Origin of the sequence: Marinobacter antarcticus (assembly GCF_900142385.1) — a bacterium.
Classification (GTDB): domain Bacteria; phylum Pseudomonadota; class Gammaproteobacteria; order Pseudomonadales; family Oleiphilaceae; genus Marinobacter; species Marinobacter antarcticus.
Genome location: NZ_FRAQ01000002.1, coordinates 395,351 through 413,307, shown reverse-complemented (window position 1 = coordinate 413,307; position 17,957 = coordinate 395,351). Strand labels below are relative to the sequence as shown.

Below are 17,957 nucleotides of genomic sequence, written 5' to 3'. Positions count from 1 at the left end.
GGAATCAGATCGCCAATGTTAAACGAACGGAGACCCTACCAGGCTCTCCAACACGATCAAGCGCGGCCTGGTCAATCACGACACCATGCTTACCATTGAGCATTTCAAGCCAGGCTGCAACCTCCGAATAGGGAACAGCTTCGAGCCACACCCGGATGGCACTCTCACCGCTGGGCTCGAAACGCTGCAGGGTAAGGCCAGATTCCCTTGCAGAACGAGTCACCAGTCCCATCAGCGCGCGGCCATCAGCGGGGACATCTGCTGATGTAGCTGCCACCCCAGCTCCATTGGTACCCAAGCGCCGGATAGCCGGCTCGTTTGACTGCAACCAGACGACAAGTTCTGAGGCGTTTTTCTTACTCGCAGCAGCCTGATCGTGAAAGCTCGCAACCGGGCTCCAGACCGCAAAATAGAGAATCCCAAGAAACACAGCAATAGCCAACATCGTAAGTGCCTGCTGATCCCGCCTGGGAAGCTGATCATACTGAGCAATCAGTTTGCCAACCGATGGCTGCTCTTTTAGTTTCGTCAACATGGCCCTACCCTCCGGATACCGTGAGGCGGCCACGGGCGCCGCTGGGTTCATTTACCACGGAGCCGATTTTGGCATCAAGCCCCTGGCCGGCGAGACCGTTGCGTAAAGCGCTAAGGCGATCATAGCTTTCTGCACGTACATCAACCACCAGCTCTCCACGAGACTGACTGTAATTGATGGAGTTAAACGTCACTGAGCCAGTGCTCGCCACCTTTGAATACTGCTGGCCCGTGTACTTCATCAGTGTGACAAAACTCACATCAGGGCCGTCTGAGCCTGCCATACGCAACTGCCCTTCAAGGACACGCCTTACGTTGCCAGCATGGGTTCTTCTATCGCCTGGAAAGGACGCCCGGTAAACCGACATTGCCTGCTGCTGCAAATCCTCTGCCTGTTGCTGGTAATAAAAGCCCATTCCGGCTTCCAGCGTCACCTGCACCACAAACCAGACAGCAGCTACGGCAATCAGTGGCTTCCAGGGTTTCAGGGGGTTTGCAGTGCTGCCTTTGACTGAGAAATCACGCTGGCACAGATTAATCGGGCGGCAAAGATGATGATGGTGAGCGTGGGCCAGCAACTCCAGCGGCATTAATTCCAGCGACTCTCGCCGAACAGAAAGCCGGCCAGGCACCATAAGCTCTCCAAGTAGTGCTTGCTGCTCTTCGAATTCCCTTTCAGTGCCGTAAACCACAACGGGTACTTCAGCGACGACATCCTCTGACGGAGGCATCGCCAGTGTGTGTGCGAACATTCCCAGATTGGCGGACCGCATGCTCAGCCACTCGCCCCGTTCGCTTCCCATCAGAGCGGACTCGCCATCCAGGCAAATTGACCATCCGCCTTCTGTCACCGGAAGCAGCGAGGCGTCAGGATAGATAGCATCGAGCCTGGTGTGTGACCAGCCGCGGAACAGCTCAAGCCATTGCTCCATCCGGCTGCGGTCAATCGCCGCCACCCGATAACCCTCGGCAGTGTGGGCGCCAAGCGCCAGGTGAACGCTGTCAATATCCTGTGCAATCTGCTCTTCAACAGCATAAGGCAAGGCCTGGTTGATGAAGCGACTTTGTTTCGCGGGGATATCAGCCACGCAGAACAGCGCCTCGTCGCCCGGAATGAGGCCTACCAGTAAAACATCCTCAAGCCCGTTCTGGCTGAGCGTCTGTTCAATCGTGCTCCGGAGATCGCTGCTGCCCTGTGCCTGGGCGTCACCGCCGGCATCGTAGAGCACCCAGTTAAATAAACGGGTTTCGGGGTCTTCTCCGTTCCCCGCAGCAGGAGACGAGGGTCGCACGTAAAGGCGATAAGACATGGTTATCCTTCCGAGATGGTATAGGGCTCTTTGGTAATGCGATTCTTTTGTCCAGTATCCCTGTGAACCGTCCGGACATTACCTTCCTGATTGCGGAAAACCGTACTCACCATATTTACAACACGGTTATCGTAGGTAATCCGTGAAACAACTTCAAAAAAACGGGTTTGCAACACTAGCCCTGCGGGCTTCAGGCCTAGTCCTGCAAACTCCGGGAGCGCCAGAAAGTCCTGAAGGTTCTCGAACGGCTCTTCCTCGCGCCTTTCAAGAATAGACGCAGCCTGAGCTGTCGTCAGCTCTTCATGCAATGACATCAACACTTCCGCTGTCGCCGTGTTTACATTAATGCCGATTCCGCTAACCGGCAAGGTGGTTACATGAGGCCGCATCGCCACGTAAATTTCCTCGGTCATGCCTTCAATCAGTCGCAGTTCCGATACGCTGACAAAGGGCTGATTCGCAGCCCGGAACCCGGGTTCTGCCATCAGGTACTGACCGTCTTCGGCACCGTAGGCGCTGACGGTTTCGTCGTTCGGGTCAATCCAATCCACCAACGCATCTACTGAAATACCTGTAATCCCGAGTGCTATCAGCAAGCGAACAAGACGGTCTTTGGTGACCGGGTCCACTTGGCCGGTGGCAGAAACCAGGTCATTGAGGTTTATCCGCCCACCCAGATCGTCTATCTGAACTTCTGCAACACCGTTGTCATCAAGAGGTAAAATGGCTGCATTCATCGCCCAGAATTCATCGAGGCTGTCGACCATCAGGCTGTCTTCTTTATCCTCTTCAAAATCCCGCACCAGAATCTGGCGGGCAAAGGCTTCTGCGCCCAGAGCAATGCTCTGCCCCTGCTGCTGAGCCAGATAATGCCCGGCTTTGAACACTCTTATACTTTGCTGCTGGGTCATACCGGATGCCAGCATAACGATCAGCGCCATGGCGAGCAGCACCATGATCAGCGCAACACCCTGCTGTTTTTTCGGGCACGAACCACAGGAGTAGGGAATCATACCGAGTTAGCCTCCCTGCCCTGTTGTGCCTTGAACAGAGCCCTGGTCGGCTGCGCTGGCACCTTCTTCATCTGTTTTGCTGCTGGCCTCGTTCAGCTGGTTCACCAGGCCCTGAGCACCCGACGGATCAAAGTCTGGCAATACAAAAGTGCGCACAAGCTCACCAAAAAGTTCGTGCTCCAGCGTGATCTCTATACCCAAAGGAAACGATATATCCGGGCGACTGCCGGGGGTCAGTGACGCCATTGCGTCATCAGAAGGCCATTCAGGCACCCAGCTGTTCTGTTCATTGAGAAACCGCACATCAAAGGCAGTAACACCCTCGAGCAGCAACAGATCCTGACTGTTGTCCTCCTGGCCCTGATCCAGAGTTGGCCAATACCGGCGCCGCAGTTCGCTGCCGGTATATTCCCAGCCAACCCGTTGCAGGCTACTCCGGCGTATACCCAGCGGATTACGCCATCCCTGCCGTGTTACCAACAGGGCAAAATCATCTTCACGACTGGTCAGTGCAGGTTTGAAATCACCGTAGATGTCCCGGACCGGCCGGTTGACTATCTGGGTGATGTCCCGCTCGAGAAGGAGCATCGCCCGCTGCAGACCGTCAAATTGTTCGGCAAGCTCATCAACCCGATCACGGGACAGGATTACGCCGCTCAACACCTGCCACACACCAATACCAATGACCGCAGTGATGGTAATTGCGACCAGCACCTCAAGAAGCGTAAAACCCCGCTGGCCCTTCATTTCTCTCATTTCTCACCCACGAAGGCGGAAAGCGTGTGCACTGGGTACGGTTTTGAACGGCCCTCACGGTAACGGGCCACTTTGACTTCCACACGCCGCATTTTAGGCTCGGCAGTCGCCAACACTTTTGTTGTCACTTGCCAACGGTAAGGACCATAGTCTTTATCTTTCGAGTTCTCGGAGATGCTAGGCAGGTTGTTCTCCAGCCGGATTTCATTAATGCGATTATCGGCGAGCCAACTCGCGAGTGTTTTGTCGCGGATTCGTTCGTAACTGGAGATATACTGGCTGCCAACCTCCGCTGCGGCCATTGCAATCAACCCGAATACCAGCAATGCGACCATCACCTCGATAAGCGTGAAGCCTCTTGCTGATCTCGCCAATTTTTCGGGTTTCTCCAGCCTCACTGGTCGTCTCCCTCATCACCAGGCTGGCGCCACTCGATTGGAGAGACCCCATCCGATGCCAGGATCTGCGTATAGTCTGTCTCACTGCCAACGGTAAATTCCAGCTCAAAAGGCGTGGTTTCTCCGCTGGAGAAAAACACCACATCCGGCCGGAGCTTGTCTTCGGTCGAAGCCAGGCGGGGGGCATCACTTTCAATGAACCGGGTGGTAACAAGCCATTCCGGAAACTTCCTGGCCCGGAATATACGCTCTCCCGAACCTTTCCAGTCGCCTGTTTCATCCTGAAAGGCTACAAAGCGATACCCGTTTTCTTCAAGCAGCAACCCGAGCTCCAGGTTATTGAGCACCGCCTGATCCGATGCTGTCTGCATCAGCAAATACAATTCCCGCACCTCGTTCTGCAGCTCCCGCTGCTGCGAGTTCCCACCCATGGTGAATACCGCCAGGGCCGCGAGCAGCCCGATCAGAACCAGGACAACCAGTATTTCAATTAGCGTGAAGCCGTTGCTGTTGCTCCCTGATCCCGCGCGCATCACAAATCAGTTGCCGATAGTCCAGAGGCTGATGTCTGCAGCATCGCCCTCGCCACCTTCCTCACCATCGGAACCCTTGGAGTAGAGGTCGTAAGGGCCTTCCCTGCCGGGACTCACGTATTGGAAATCGCTGCCCCAGGGATCTTGCGGGATAGTCTTCATATATCCATCCGGGTTCCAGTTTTTCGGCTCGGGGCTGCCGGTCGGGCGGGATTTTAATGCGTCCAGGCCCTGCTGGGTGGAGGGATAATGGCTGTTGTCCAGCCGGTAGATATCCAGCGCCTTGGAAATGTTGGTGAGCTGGGTTTCTGCCACGGTTACCTTGGCCTGATCGCTCCGGCCCATGATATTCGGCGCCACAATGGCCACCAACAGGCCGAGAATCACCATTACAACCATGATTTCGATCAGGGTAAAGCCCCGGCTGGATTGCGGCGTGTTCAGGTTTTTCATCGTCATTATGTCACTCGTTGTTGGCTTGAAAGGCTTTTGTCACAAAATACTAACCGACCAGATTGCTCATGTTCAGTATGGGCAGCATGATGGCCATCACAATAATCAGCACCACCACCCCCATTATCAACAGCATCATGGGCTCAAAAAGCCCGACAATGGCGGCTATTTTCGATTGCAGTGTATTTTCCTGCATCCTTGCGGTGCGTTCCAGCATACTGTCCAGCTCCCCGCTAGCCTCTCCACTGGCGATCATGTGTAGCATCATCGGTGGAAAATAGCCGGACTGATCCAGTGCCCGGTGCAAAGAGCCACCTTCACTGACTTTACGCGCGGCGTCCCTGAGTTCCTGGCGCAGATAGTCATTGGAAAGTACCTCTCCGGCAATTCTCATGGCGTCAACCAGCGGAACACCACTGGTAGTCAGTATGCTCAACGTACTGGCGTAACGGGCAGTATTAATGCCCCGGACCATTCCGGAAAACAATGGCAGGTGCAGCAGGCGTTTATGGAATCGCAGCCGGATAGCCGGCTTGGTGAGCGCAAAACGAAATGCCATCAGGCAGCCAACCAGCAGAATAAAGAGGTAGACACCGTAACTGGAAAGAAATTCCGACATCGCCAACATGGCTTGAGTCAACGCCGGGAGTTCCTGTCCCTGCTTCACGAAAACATCAATGATGTCGGGTACAACGTAAGTCAACAGGAACACCACGATGGCGATCGCGACAAAACTCAGAATGATGGGGTAGATCGCGGCAAGCTGGATCTTCTGCCGTGACTCCTGTCGGCTCTCTGTATAGTCGGCCAAACGGTTCAGAACCAGGTCCAGGTGCCCGGCATGTTCGCCCGCCGCTACAGTTGAACGGTACAGCCGAGGAAAAGCTTTGGGGAATTCGCCGAGGCTGTCCGCCAGCGTGTAGCCTTCCATCACCTTCGCTCGAATGGCGATCAACATACTGCGAGTGCGAGGCCGGGAGGTCTGCTGGGCGGTTGCCGAGAGCGCCTGCTCAATAGGGATGCCAGACTGAATCAACGTTGCCAGCTGGCGCGTAACCAGCGCAAGATCGGCGGAGGTGAGAGAACCACGTCCGCTAAGCGGGTTGCTGCGGCTCGGCTTCTGAACAGCAGGCTCAACCGCAAGTGGTGTAAGGCCTTTTTCCCGGAGCTGCTGGCGCACTGCGCGGGGCGCATCAGCCTCTACAACACCCTGTTTCTGCTTGCCCCTTGCATCCAGGGCTTTATATTCGTAGGCAGGCATAGGTTACTGGCCCCGGTGCGTTACGCGGAGCACCTCTTCCAACGTGGTGACGCCATCAAGAATCTTCCTGACACCATCCGCGTGAATGCTCGGGCCTTTAAGCCGCGCTTCCCGCTCCAGATCCAGTTCACCTGCGCGTTTGTGAATCAGCGCGCTGATCTCCTCGGTTACTTCAACCACTTCATAGATACCAATACGACCGCGGTAGCCGAGCTGGCTGCAATGCTCACACCCTTTCGCCCGATAAACGGTTGGTGGGTTAGCAAAATCCTGCTGCAGAAATTCACAGTGCTCTTCCGTGGGCGTGTAAGGCTCGCGGCATTCCTTGCACAACACCCGAACCAGGCGCTGGGCCACAATACCCACAAGGCTTGATGAAATCAGAAAGGGTTCAATACCCATATCCATAAGGCGGGTGATTGCGCCCACAGCCGTGTTGGTGTGCAGAGTAGATAAGACAAGGTGGCCGGTAAGACTGGCCTGAACGGCAATCTCAGCGGTTTCCAGATCCCGGATTTCACCAATCATCACCACATCGGGATCCTGCCGCAGAATGGCTCGCAAACCCCGGGCAAACGTCATCTCAACCTTGGGGTTAACCTGAGTCTGACCAATCCCCGGCAGGTTGTATTCAATAGGATCCTCAACCGTAAGGATGTTTCGGCTGCGGTCGTTTATCTCCTGCAACGAGGCATACAGGGTTGTGGATTTACCCGAGCCGGTAGGGCCAGTCACCAGTAATATGCCGTAAGGCCGATGAATGAGCTGGCGCAGGATTTTCAGGTCATCAGGTGCCATACCCAGAGACTCGAGGCGTATCGCGCCCGCCTGTTTATCCAGCAAGCGCAGTACAACCCTTTCGCCACCAGATGAAGGCATCGTAGAGACCCGGATATCCACCTCACGACCGGCCACCCTCAGCGAGATTCGGCCGTCTTGAGGCACCCGCTTTTCGGCAATATCCAGTTTCGCCATAACCTTGATCCGTGAAACCAGCAGCGGTGCCAGCGCACGTTTGGGTTGCACGACTTCCCGCAATACGCCATCAACGCGAAAACGCACAATCAGGCGTTTTTCATAGGTTTCGATGTGCACATCCGAGGCGCTGCTTTTTACCGCCTCGGTCAGAATCGCATTGATCAGACGAATAATCGGCGCATCGTCTTCCTGCTCCAGCAGATCCTCTGTTTCCGGAACAGAGTCAGCGAGCGAGGCCAGATCCATATCATCGCCAATACCTTCAACCATTTGCATGGCTTCGGCAGAGTCGTTTTGATAAGCAGCATTCAGCGCTTGGTCAAAGTGATCTGGATCAATAGTTGTAAACAGAGCTCGCCCTCCGCTTATCCGGTTGGCTTCGGCCAATGCAGAATGGGGAGCGCCAGGCCTGATCAGAATAACCGGGCTGCCCTCTTCCGAGCGGGTCAGAATGACACCATTGCGCTTCGCAAAGGTAAAGGGAAGACGACCCAGCGGAGCATCCTGCGGCTCAAGTTCGGTTTCTGTGGTCAAGGTTGTCCTCGTTCTTGTCAGGCAATCAGGGGGAAGGCTATCACAGGACATAGGCCCGCTGAATAACTCTGTACACTATACTGCCAATAAAAGCCCACAGTCTGATAACCTGTGGGCCTTTCGAAGGCTCGCTGGCGGCTGGCGAACGTGTATTCAGGACTATCAATGCTTTCTATCAATCGAAGTATTCCCCTCATTCTGGCTGTGGTTGCAGGGCTTACCATGGTGGCTGCTACCTCTTGGCAGGGCTATAGCTTCTGGCAGACCGAAAGCCAGCAAGCCGGCCAGAACGGCCAACCCGCGGCAAAACCGGTTGCACAAAAACCCAACGCTCCTTCTGTACCACTCGCCTCCCTGGATTTTTTTGGCACCGCTCAAGTGCTGGGGGCGGAGAAGCCGCAAGATACCGAGGACCTGCCTGAAACCAACCTCCGGATTTTTCTGCGGGGTGTTCTCGCAGCCGACGGCGACTTCCCAGGCAGTGCCCTGATCGAAGATGACAAAAGCAAAACCGAAGTCTTTATTGTCGGCGATGAGTTACCCGGCAACGCCAGGCTCCACTCCGTTCATCCTAACCGCGTTATTCTCGACCGCGCCGGCAAGCTGGAAAACCTGTATTTTCCGGAGCCTGATAACCGTTCTGGAATGACCTTCTCATCAGACGCCGACAATATTCGACAAGAATCTCAGCAGCAAGTCCAGGTGCCAGATATTACCAACCGACCTGTTCAGTCAACGCCTCCGGCAGCCAACGAGCAGGAGCGGCGGGAAGAAATACGCAAGCGCCTTGAGCAACTCCGGGAACGTCTGCGCACCAACGGCTAGCCTGTAATTGTCTCTGCGCGCACGGCCATGTCGGCAAATGACACCGTTAATGTCGCTATGGGACAATGTAAGCTTCGGATAAACCGATAGAATGTCGCCCGGTTCAATCAAAAACGGGAGTGTACTTTGATGCGACGTTGGAATGGCTGGGGCGATGAGCAGTTCAATCTGGAACTCCCGATACAGGGACGAAGCTTTCTCGTAGACCGTGTTGGTTCCGGTTCGCCTCTGAGTGATGTTTCTCTCGAGTCTGTCCTCGCCAAGGTTCCGGAAACCCGCCTGCTCGCTGACAGCACTGTTGATAAGCTGATTGACACTAACACCGAAGCCCGGGTACGACACGCCCGCGGCCAGAGCCTGCCGGACTGGCTGGCTATGCGCAGCGGTGAATTCGGAGTCTTCCCGGATGGCGTAGCCTGCCCCGAAAGCAGTCTCGACGTTCAGAAACTGCTGCAATATGCACAGGCCAGCGACATTGAGCTGATCCCATACGGCGGTGGCACCAGCGTTGCAGGGCACATTAACCCGCTTGCAAGCGATAAACCGGTGCTTACAGTGGACATGGGCGGAATGAACCGCCTCATAGATCTCGACCGGGAAAGCCAGATAGCCACATTTGGCGCGGGTACGCCGGGCCCCCTCGTGGAATCCCAATTGCGGGCTCACGGTTACACTCTCGGGCACTTTCCCCAATCGTTTGAACTCTCAACCATCGGTGGTTGGGTGGCCTCCCGCTCCAGCGGACAACAGTCGCTGCGCTACGGCAGAATCGAGCAGCTATTTGCCGGGGGCAGAGTCGAAACACTCAAAGGCACCCTCGACCTGCCGACCATACCGGCTTCAAGCGCCGGACCGGACATTCGCGAAATGATCCTGGGATCCGAGGGCCGAATTGGTCTGATCACCGAGGTAAAAGTGCGGGTCAGCCGCTTACCGGAACAGGAAAGCTTTCACGTTGTCTTCTTCCCGGACTGGGACCTGGCCCGCACCGCCTGCCGAAAACTGGTACAGAACCGAACCCAGCTTTCCATGCTGCGGCTCAGCAGCGCCGTTGAGACTGAAACTCAGCTTGCACTGGCAGGACACCCACACCTGATCAGCATGCTTGAGAAAGTCCTTTCCCTGCGTGGCTCCGCCGAAGGTAAGTGCATGATGACCTTCGGGCTGACCGGCAGCAGCCGACAGTGCGCCAGCGCCAAACAGGAAGCAAAGCGCATCTGCTCGGAATACAACGGTGTTTATACCGGCACCAGGCTGGGTAAAAAATGGGCCGAAAAACGCTTCACCATGCCCTATCTCCGGGAGGCACTTTGGCAGATGGGCTACGCTGTGGACACTCTGGAAACAGCGACCGATTGGGATAACGTCGACAATCTGCTTGGCCTGATGGAAGGCAGTCTGCGCGACGGCCTTCAAGCCCGCGAAAAAAGCAAAAATGAGCGCGCTCATGTGTTTACCCATCTTTCCCATTTTTACGCACAGGGTTGCAGCATCTACACCACGTATGTTTTCCGGGTTGCAGACAGCTACGAAGAGACCCTGGCGCGCTGGCAGCATCTCAAGAACACAACCTCTGAGCTGATCGTGCGCAACCGCGGCACCATCAGCCATCAGCATGGCGTCGGCAAGGATCACGCGCCCTTCCTGCCGGTTGAAAAAGGTGAGCTGGGAATGCTGGCAATCCGCTCTCTTTGTGCAACCTTCGACCCGGAAGGCATTCTCAACCCGAAAACCCTGGTGGAATGAGCCCAATGAAGCGCCGAGACTCATTGCTCAGTGAACTTCAAAGCAGCGCGCACACGTTTGATGTTGTGGTCGTTGGCGGCGGCATTACCGGTGCTGGCATAGCCCGGGAAGCCGCAGGCAGTGGCCTGAATACCTTGCTGGTCGAACAAAAAGACTTTGCCTGGGGAACCTCCAGCCGATCTTCGAAAATGGTGCACGGGGGGCTACGCTATCTTGGCAGCGGCCAGTATCGGCTGACCCGTGATGCCGTTACCGAACGCCAGCGCCTGATGGCCGAAGTGCCGGGGCTTATCGAACCCTTGCGCTTTATCATGCCGCACTTCCAGCGCCAGTTTCCCGGCCCTCGCCTGTTTCAGATTCTGCTGCGGATCTACGACTGGATATCCCGCTCCCATTCGCGCCAATTCCTGACGCCGGGCGAAACCATGCAATGGGTGCCTGGTCTGAATACCACAAAACTGACCGGGGCCAGCGGTTTCACCGATGCGGTAACCGATGATGCTCGACTGGTGCAGCGTGTGATAACCGAAGCCCGCCACGACGGCGCCTGTTGCCTGAACTACGTTAAAGCAATGAACGTTCTTCGAACGAACGGCAAAGTCAGTGGGCTTGAACTGCAGGCAGAAGACGAAACCTCAACATTTACCGTCAACACGCCTCTGATTATCAACGCCACAGGCGTATGGGCTGACCGGCTTCAGCAACCAGTCGACGGCCAAAAGCCCATGACTATCCGGCCATTGCGCGGCAGCCACCTGGTTATTCCCTGGCAGAAGCTTCCTGTCTCTTGCTCTGTTTCCCTGTTCCACCCGGATGACAAGCGCCCGGTTTTCGCATTTCCCTGGGCCGGCACAACAGTGCTTGGCACAACAGACCTCGACCATACAGATAGCCTGGACAATGAGCCGCATATTGCCGGTGAGGAAGTCGATTATCTGTTGAAAATTTCCAGCAGCCTGTTCCCCGGCGCGACCATCTCAAGAAGCGACGTTCTATCCACTTGGGCGGGCGTTCGGCCCGTCGTAACAGCAGAACCAGGCAATGCCAGCTCGAAAGCGCCATCAAAAGAAAGTCGGGAGCATGAGTTCCGTGAAGATAAAGGCTTGATCAGTATCGCAGGCGGCAAACTCACCACCTTCCGACTCATTGCACGTGAGGCGCTGGCACGAGGCCTTGGAAGTGAAGAGCGATTGCGACCGGAGAATGACCCGGTTTTTCGGCAAACCGCCCCACCCCGGCGGCCCGCGACTATCAGCCACCAGAACTGGCAACGGCTTACCGGCTTTTATGGCTCGGATCTGAGCGCTGTTATGCAGGCAGGGCCTGCCGAGCCTGTATATGACGGCACGACTTCTGTCGTCGTTCCGGGGGAACTGCTGTGGGCGGAAGTTGTGTGGGCCTGCAAACAAGAGGATGTAAAACACCTGGATGATCTGATGCTACGCCGCACCAGGCTCGGGTCAATCGTACCGGAAGGCGGCAAAGCACTGCTTCCGAAGGTGAAGCAACACTGCCAGAACGCTCTCACCTGGGACGACGAGCAGTGGCTCGCTGAAGAGGCCCGTTATCTGGCGATCTGGCAAGAGGCCTATTCGTTACCGCCTCGGCCGGAGCAATAATATGCATTCCAAGCCCCTGATACTGGCGATTGATAATGGCACACAGAGTATTCGCGCTCTGCTTTTCGATACTCAGGGCAACCTGATTGCCAAGGGCAAGCGGGAAATTCAGCCATACTTTTCAGAGCAACCCGGCTGGGCCGAACAACACCCGGAGTATTTCTGGGACAACCTGGGTAAGGCCTGCAAACAGCTTTGGCAATCAACCGACATAACGCCAGACAGGGTTGCGGGCGTTACCGTCACAACCCAGCGCGGCACAGTGATTAACCTCGATGAAAACGGCAAGCCACTGCGCCCCGCCATCATCTGGCTCGACCAGCGCCACGCGAGGGTCGACGGCCCGGTCAAAGGCCCGTGGGGCTGGTTCTTCAAGCTGGCAAGGCTCGAAGGCACTATTAATCGTTTTCGAGAAAAAACCCAGGCCAACTGGATCGCCCAGAACCAGCCGGAAATCTGGGATAAAACCCGACACTTCGTTTTGTTGTCCGGTTACCTGAATTACCGCTTAACCGGCGAGTTCCGGGACTCTACCGGTAGCCAGGTAGGCTACCTGCCATTTGACTACAAAAAACACCGCTGGGCGGGCAAGCGGGACTTTAAATGGCAAGTCATGCCGGTAAAAAAACCCATGCTGCCCGAGCTGGTCAGCCCTGGTTCCACCCTGGGCCATCTCACCACAGAAGCTGCCAGCCATCTGGGGCTTCCAGAAGGCCTGCCAGTCATTGCAGCAGCCTCCGACAAAGCCTGCGAGGTACTTGGCTCAGGAGGTTTAACACCGGATGTCGGCTGCATGAGCTACGGCACAACCGCCACCATAAACACCACCAGCAAGCGCTATGTTGAAACTGTACGGCTGATGCCGCCCTATCCTTCCGCGCTGCCCGGGCACTACTCCACAGAAGTAATGATTTATCGGGGCTTCTGGATGGTGAGCTGGTTCAAGCGGGAGTTCGGTTTGCGGGAGCAGAAAATCGCCGAGGAACGGGGCATCGAACCGGAGGTGCTGTTTGATGCACTGGTCAAGGCTGTGCCTGCCGGGTCCATGGGCCTGATGCTACAACCCTATTGGTCACCAGGCGCACGACAGCCGGGGCCGGAAGCCAAAGGCTCCATCATCGGCTTTGGCGATGTTCACACCCGCTCACACATTTACCGGGTTATTCTGGAAGGCTTGGCTTACGCCCTCCGGGAAGGCAAAGAAAAGATCGAAAAGCGCAGCGGCATTAAAATCCGCAAACTCCGGGTCGCGGGCGGCGGCTCCCAGAGTGACGCCGCCATGCAATTAACCGCAGACGTATTCGGTTTACCCGCCGAGCGCCCCCACACTTATGAAACCTCTGGTCTGGGCGCTGCTATCGATGCAGCGGTCGGGCTTGGCCTGCACCCCGACTTCGGAACCGCGGTGGCAGCAATGACCCGGGTTGGTGACGTATTCCAGCCCAACCCGGAAGCCAGGGAGCTCTATCAGCGGCTCTACACCGAGGTGTATCTGCGCATGTATCCCCAGCTGCAGCCGCTGTACCAGAAAATCCGGGATATTACCGGATACCCGAAGTAGGCAGGCCTGACCATTACAACCCTGGCAGCGCGGTTCCTTCGGGAACCCGAACCTCAAAACCGGATTTCACATTAACAGTCTGGCCGGCCGGCACTTCGCGATTCCAGGCCAAAATGCCTTTTTTGTCATCAACATCCCGCTCAACCGGCTCGCTGATTTCCAGGGGCTTAACCGTCAGAACATCCATCTGAGACACCGGAAGCCGGTCAAAAATCCGGACCTGCACTGGCTTTGAGTGATGGTTCGTAATCTCGAAACGGTTTTGGCGACGCTGGACATTCTCGCTCTTCCAGACTCCTTCTTCCCCGGTGCGCTCAAGCTCGTTCACCACCGCAACACGGATACCCTCATCCACCCCGAATCCGAGGGTCAGCTCCTCGCCGTCTGCCAGCTCTTGCAACTGACTTTCACCAACGCTCTGGCCATCCCTGAATAGCGTTACCTGCCCTGCGGGTATGGGTGCGTCAGAAAGGAAGATGCCGGTCGCATTCAGATATCCAGTTGTGTCCATTACTGGCGCAGTCCAAGTAGCAACCTCGACCGGAATCTGATGCTCAGCAACGGTCAGCCGCTGGCCTGATGAACCACTGGGAATATCCACCGGTTGCGGCAGCCAGTAGCTTTGCGTAAACGCGCTCTGACGCTCAACAACAGCCGGGCTCACCATTAGCGACTCTGCCTGCATATCGGCCATCGACGCTGATGACTTTGAGCGATAGACCTGAGGCGGCTCAGGGCTGACAACCCAGGAATAGAGCGGCGGCATCGCAGTTCCCCGCCGGGCGTTTGCGGTTGCAAGACGAAGCTCTACACCCGACCAATCGGTTCCGGTTGTTTGCTGCACAACAGCAAGGTGTTCAAGCGTTACCTCACCACCAGACTCACCCTCCAGTTCCGTTTTCAGGCGGGCATTGTATTCGCTCCTCCAGCTGGCTTCCGTGGTCTGGAACCTGAGCTTTACCTGCAACTCACCGGTCTCCGGCGCCTGATAGCGCACCAGCACTTTCTTGGTTGCCTTCGCACCCTGTTTAACCTGAGCCAACTCCCGCATTAAACGATCTCGCAAGGCAATATCGTCAGTCATCTTCGCCCGAATGGCCCGTATCTCCGACAGCGCGCTCTGTGTTGTGTCCTTCAACGCGGCAGCCATATCATTCAGTTCTGAAGCCGACAATTCGTGGGGCGACTCAGCCGCCTTGCTCATGAGAGTAACCTGCTGGTTCCAGGCCCGGATCGAATCCTCCTGTTCCTGAATTCGTAATGTAACCGTAGCCAGCTCATCGCGGATCCGCCGGGTTTCTCCCGCCACAAATTCGGCCTGTTCAACGCGACTGACCTGAACCTGCCGGACCTGTGATCCCGCAATACCTTCAAGCACCACCTGGAGACTCTGATCCTGAAGGCTGACCGGCAACCCGCCGATCTCCAAGGTTCCTGCGCCGGAACCTACCTGCTCAATCTCCTCCCAGGTAAGTTCAGCGTGTGAAGGGTATAACGTTGCCTTTGTGATCTCCGCCTGAGCCATAAACGGTGTCGTCGCAATGGCAATCGCCAGCAGGCTGTGCTTCATCATTTCAAGAGTCCTTTTAGTCACGGCTGATTCAATTCAAAGAGTGTTACTCGCCCGGCTCCGGCACATCCTGTTCGCTCGCACCCTGGTCCCTTGCGATTTCCCGGGCACGGCCGCTGTCATCATTATCGGGTCTCAGTGGCTCTTGATCTTGTCCGCGGGCCGGAGCAACCACCACACGGGTCAGCAACGGAAAATGATCTGATCCTATCGAGGGTAACCGGGAAATGGACGCAAGCGTAAAGTGGTGGCTGTGGAACAGGTGATCAAGTGGCCATCGTAGCAATCGGTAGTCCGCATGAAACGTGCTGTAAAACCCTCGCCCTACCCGTGGATCAAGCAACCCGCTGACTTTACGGAACAGGCGCGTAGTCGGCGACCAGGCTACGTCGTTCAAGTCGCCGGTTACAATTACAGGTTCGTCACTGTCAGCAACGCTGCGCCCAACAATCACTAGCTCTGCATCCCGTTCTGCGGATTCGTCGTTTTCCGTAGGGCTGGGCGGTGCAGGATGTACAAAATGAATTCTTACCCTGTCACCGGATCGCAACTCGACCAGAGCGTGCATGGAGGGCACCTGGTCCTCGATCAGAAAACAAACCTGAGACTCATGAAGCGGTAGCCTGGAAAACACGTGCATACCATAGAGGTTATCCAACGGGCACTTAATGGTATAAGGCATCTTGCTTTCCAGAACCGCCAGTTGGTCTTGCCACCACTGATCCGACTCCAGCGTTACCAGAACATCAGGTTGGTGCTGTTCAACGAGTGCGATCAACGCCTCTGCGTTGCGGTTATGCGTGAGCACATTGGACGTGAGTATCGCCAAAGTCCTTTCTGGGCTTGCGGCCCGCGCGTCTTTAACTTCCTTGGGCCAAAGCGCTGTATAGGGCAAAATCCACCAGAGCTGTGCTGCCAGCGACAGCCCTGCCACAAGAACCAGCACCCAACTTACAGGCCGAGCCATATCCAGAAGCAGCAATTGGGCAACCACCAGCAGCGCAGCCAGAACCGCCAGCTGCAGGCGTGGAAAATCGAAGCTCCGAACACTCCAGTGGGTGTTCCGCCAAAGAGGCAAAAAGGTCGCTACGGCGACGGCAACAGTAAAGACGAGCAACGTAAGTAACATCTGTGGCCTGGCGTGTCCTGACACAAGGAAAAGTAGTACAACCGCCGAGTGGCGATCATGGTTTTTTGCAATCTGCGTGCCGCACGAGTTACAAGCCTGTGCTTCACGATTAAAAACCATATGCCGGCGTCAGGCATAAGTCCAGCCATCACGTTTGAGCTGTTCTGCCTATTCCGGATCGTTGGTGATGCCTTCGAGGTGGCAGGTACGCCCGATCAACGGAGTGTAACCCCGAGAGTCATTGCTGCAGACCCCTGAATGCACCTTTCACATGGAGTGCCAGCGCATCATTGAGTGGGTTAGAGCCCCGACGGACAAGTGCTAACTGATAGGAGCCGATCTCGGGCAAATCCTGGCTTGCAACCTCCTTCAGCGGCGGGCGCACCAGACTCTTCGGGAACGGCGCAACGGCGAGATCCGCAAGCATAGCTGCCTCTTGGCCAGAACAATGCTCGCAGGTGTAGGCAATCCGGTACGGCTTGCCGGCTCTATCAAGCGCCCGCAACGTCATTCGCCGCCAGGAACAGCCTTCGTGGGCCACCGCAATCGGCAGAGGCGTTCGCAGGAATGCCGACGCCCCTTCCCCACCTGCCCAGACCAAGGGCTCTTCATGCACAACTTCGCCTCGGATATCCCGGACCTGATCTGCAACGGTAACCAACGCCATATCCAGCTCTCCGGCATCCAGCCGGGCCAGATTCTGCTTACTCGAACCAACCACAACGTTCACCAGCACCGCCGGGTAAGAGCGCGCGAACTGAGCAAGCACCTCGGGCAGGATTCGGGTGCCGACATCGTCTGATGTTCCAATACCGACCTTGCCCTCCAGCGTCGGCGAGAGAAAATACTGCACCGCCTCCTCATTTAACCTCAGCAATCGGCGACTATAATCCAGAAGCGCCTCGCCTTCTGCTGTCAGCCGTACCTGTCGCGGTTCACGAATGAACAGACATTTGCCAAGGTTCTGTTCCAGCTGTTTGATCTGCATGCTTAGGGCCGAAGGCGTTCGATGCACCACTTTGGCAGCACCCGTAAAGGTGCCGCACTCAGAAATAGCAACGAAAGTTCTGAGCACATCATTGTCGAGCAACGGTATTGCCATTTGATCACGCCTCACTCACGAATATTCAGAATATTGACTTAAGCATAATTGAACGCAGAGTTAAATTCTTTTTGTTTGATTGAATGCAGATGGAACTCCATCCTGTTACCACAGCGCACCGGCTGGGCAGTTTTGGCGCAATCGAGTGCTTACAAATCAGAAGGGTATGACGACAGGTGGAGACAATGCTGGAAATCAGAAGGAATGATCAAGTAACCGGGCAGCGGGCCTTCTCCTGGATGGAGAATTATTCCAGACGCCAGCAGTTTCGGCGTATGGCCCGCTCACTCCTGGCTGAGAAAGATAACGTTCTTTCAGACCTGGGTTACGAACGCAGAGTCCTCTTCTTTGCGTTGAACCTGCCAATGCGCAGTGATGCTGCGAAGTATCTTGCGCAGCACCGCAGAGCGTGATCTCGCAACTCAGTGGGAACCCTGGTTGACCCGACGTGAGACTGCTTCTGCAGTCTCGACACGCTCCGAATAGCGATCTGTGAGATAACCGGAGCGCCCCCGGGTGAGCCAGGTAAACTTCACCAGCTCTTCGCACACATCCACTATGCGAAAATAAAGCGATGAGGGTTTCATCCAGCCTCGTTGATTATCCTATGGGTGGTAGTTAAAAAACGACATCCT

General features: G+C 56.0%; 17 protein-coding genes and 1 pseudogene. 5 read left to right on the top strand and 13 right to left on the bottom strand.

All coding sequences use genetic code 11. The features are described 5' to 3' along the window. Positions 1-4: 4 nt before the first annotated feature. Genes gspM through gspE form a run of 9 tightly spaced genes read right to left on the bottom strand, consistent with a single transcriptional unit; the run spans position 5 to position 7,770 of the window. Positions 5-535, bottom strand: a complete 531-nt coding sequence (gene gspM, locus BUA49_RS13270; protein WP_072798425.1) for a type II secretion system protein GspM — start codon at positions 533-535, stop codon at positions 5-7. A 4-nt stretch (positions 536-539) separates the two neighbouring features. Continuing rightward, the gene (gspL, locus tag BUA49_RS13265; RefSeq protein ID WP_072798423.1) at positions 540-1,844 is read right to left on the bottom strand and encodes a type II secretion system protein GspL; all 1,305 of its coding nucleotides are present in this window, start codon (positions 1,842-1,844) and stop codon (positions 540-542) included. Positions 1,845-1,846: 2 nt separating this feature from the next. Beyond that, entirely contained in the window at positions 1,847-2,857 is a 1,011-nt protein-coding gene (gene gspK / locus BUA49_RS13260) for a type II secretion system minor pseudopilin GspK (RefSeq protein ID WP_072798422.1), read from the bottom strand. A 6-nt stretch (positions 2,858-2,863) separates the two neighbouring features. Further along, positions 2,864-3,613, bottom strand: a complete 750-nt coding sequence (gene gspJ / locus BUA49_RS13255; protein ID WP_072798420.1) for a type II secretion system minor pseudopilin GspJ — start codon at positions 3,611-3,613, stop codon at positions 2,864-2,866. Beyond that, positions 3,610-4,011: a type II secretion system minor pseudopilin GspI gene (gspI, locus tag BUA49_RS13250; protein WP_267283715.1), complete on the bottom strand. Its 402-nt coding sequence runs from the start codon at positions 4,009-4,011 to the stop codon at positions 3,610-3,612. The genes gspJ and gspI overlap by 4 nt, the downstream gene beginning before the upstream one ends. Beyond that, on the bottom strand, positions 4,008-4,544 hold the full coding sequence (gene gspH / locus BUA49_RS13245; RefSeq protein ID WP_072798418.1) for a type II secretion system minor pseudopilin GspH: 537 nt from the start codon (positions 4,542-4,544) through the stop codon (positions 4,008-4,010). The genes gspI and gspH overlap by 4 nt, the downstream gene beginning before the upstream one ends. Before the next feature lie 6 nt (positions 4,545-4,550). Further along, positions 4,551-5,003: a type II secretion system major pseudopilin GspG gene (gspG, locus tag BUA49_RS13240; protein ID WP_072798417.1), complete on the bottom strand. Its 453-nt coding sequence runs from the start codon at positions 5,001-5,003 to the stop codon at positions 4,551-4,553. 43 nt (positions 5,004-5,046) lie between these two features. Then, the gene (gspF, locus tag BUA49_RS13235) at positions 5,047-6,258 is read right to left on the bottom strand and encodes a type II secretion system inner membrane protein GspF (protein ID WP_072798415.1); all 1,212 of its coding nucleotides are present in this window, start codon (positions 6,256-6,258) and stop codon (positions 5,047-5,049) included. 3 nt (positions 6,259-6,261) lie between these two features. Further along, positions 6,262-7,770: a type II secretion system ATPase GspE gene (gspE, locus tag BUA49_RS13230; protein ID WP_072798413.1), complete on the bottom strand. Its 1,509-nt coding sequence runs from the start codon at positions 7,768-7,770 to the stop codon at positions 6,262-6,264. 165 nt (positions 7,771-7,935) lie between these two features. Here gspE and BUA49_RS13225 point away from each other — a divergent pair, with 165 nt between their 5' ends. From BUA49_RS13225 to BUA49_RS13210, 4 genes are all read left to right on the top strand, one after another. Further along, the gene (locus BUA49_RS13225) at positions 7,936-8,595 is read left to right on the top strand and encodes a type II secretion system protein N (protein WP_072798412.1); all 660 of its coding nucleotides are present in this window, start codon (positions 7,936-7,938) and stop codon (positions 8,593-8,595) included. 129 nt (positions 8,596-8,724) lie between these two features. Next, the gene (locus BUA49_RS13220) at positions 8,725-10,341 is read left to right on the top strand and encodes an FAD-binding oxidoreductase (protein WP_072798410.1); all 1,617 of its coding nucleotides are present in this window, start codon (positions 8,725-8,727) and stop codon (positions 10,339-10,341) included. Between the two features lie 5 nt (positions 10,342-10,346). Continuing rightward, positions 10,347-11,960 (top strand): glycerol-3-phosphate dehydrogenase/oxidase, encoded by a 1,614-nt coding sequence (locus BUA49_RS13215; protein WP_072798684.1) that lies wholly within the window; start codon positions 10,347-10,349, stop codon positions 11,958-11,960. A 1-nt stretch (position 11,961) separates the two neighbouring features. Next, on the top strand, positions 11,962-13,521 hold the full coding sequence (locus BUA49_RS13210) for an FGGY-family carbohydrate kinase (protein WP_072798408.1): 1,560 nt from the start codon (positions 11,962-11,964) through the stop codon (positions 13,519-13,521). Positions 13,522-13,534: 13 nt separating this feature from the next. Here BUA49_RS13210 and BUA49_RS13205 read toward each other — a convergent pair whose 3' ends face one another. The 3 genes from BUA49_RS13205 to BUA49_RS13195 form a co-directional block, all read right to left on the bottom strand. Next, entirely contained in the window at positions 13,535-15,094 is a 1,560-nt protein-coding gene (locus tag BUA49_RS13205) for a DUF4139 domain-containing protein (RefSeq protein ID WP_072798406.1), read from the bottom strand. 43 nt (positions 15,095-15,137) lie between these two features. After that, positions 15,138-16,220, bottom strand: coding sequence for an endonuclease/exonuclease/phosphatase family protein (locus BUA49_RS13200; RefSeq protein ID WP_072798404.1), 1,083 nt, complete (start codon positions 16,218-16,220; stop codon positions 15,138-15,140). A 238-nt stretch (positions 16,221-16,458) separates the two neighbouring features. After that, positions 16,459-17,322 (bottom strand): LysR substrate-binding domain-containing protein, encoded by an 864-nt coding sequence (locus tag BUA49_RS13195; protein ID WP_072798402.1) that lies wholly within the window; start codon positions 17,320-17,322, stop codon positions 16,459-16,461. Positions 17,323-17,507: 185 nt separating this feature from the next. Between BUA49_RS13195 and BUA49_RS13190 the strand changes: the two genes are divergently transcribed. Continuing rightward, on the top strand, positions 17,508-17,735 hold the full coding sequence (locus BUA49_RS13190) for a hypothetical protein (protein WP_072798401.1): 228 nt from the start codon (positions 17,508-17,510) through the stop codon (positions 17,733-17,735). 9 nt (positions 17,736-17,744) lie between these two features. On the opposite strand, the pseudogene BUA49_RS13185 reads toward BUA49_RS13190, so the two are convergent. Further along, a pseudogene (locus tag BUA49_RS13185) lies at positions 17,745-17,924 on the bottom strand (arsenical resistance protein ArsH); the annotation flags it as partial. Positions 17,925-17,957 lie beyond the last annotated feature (33 nt).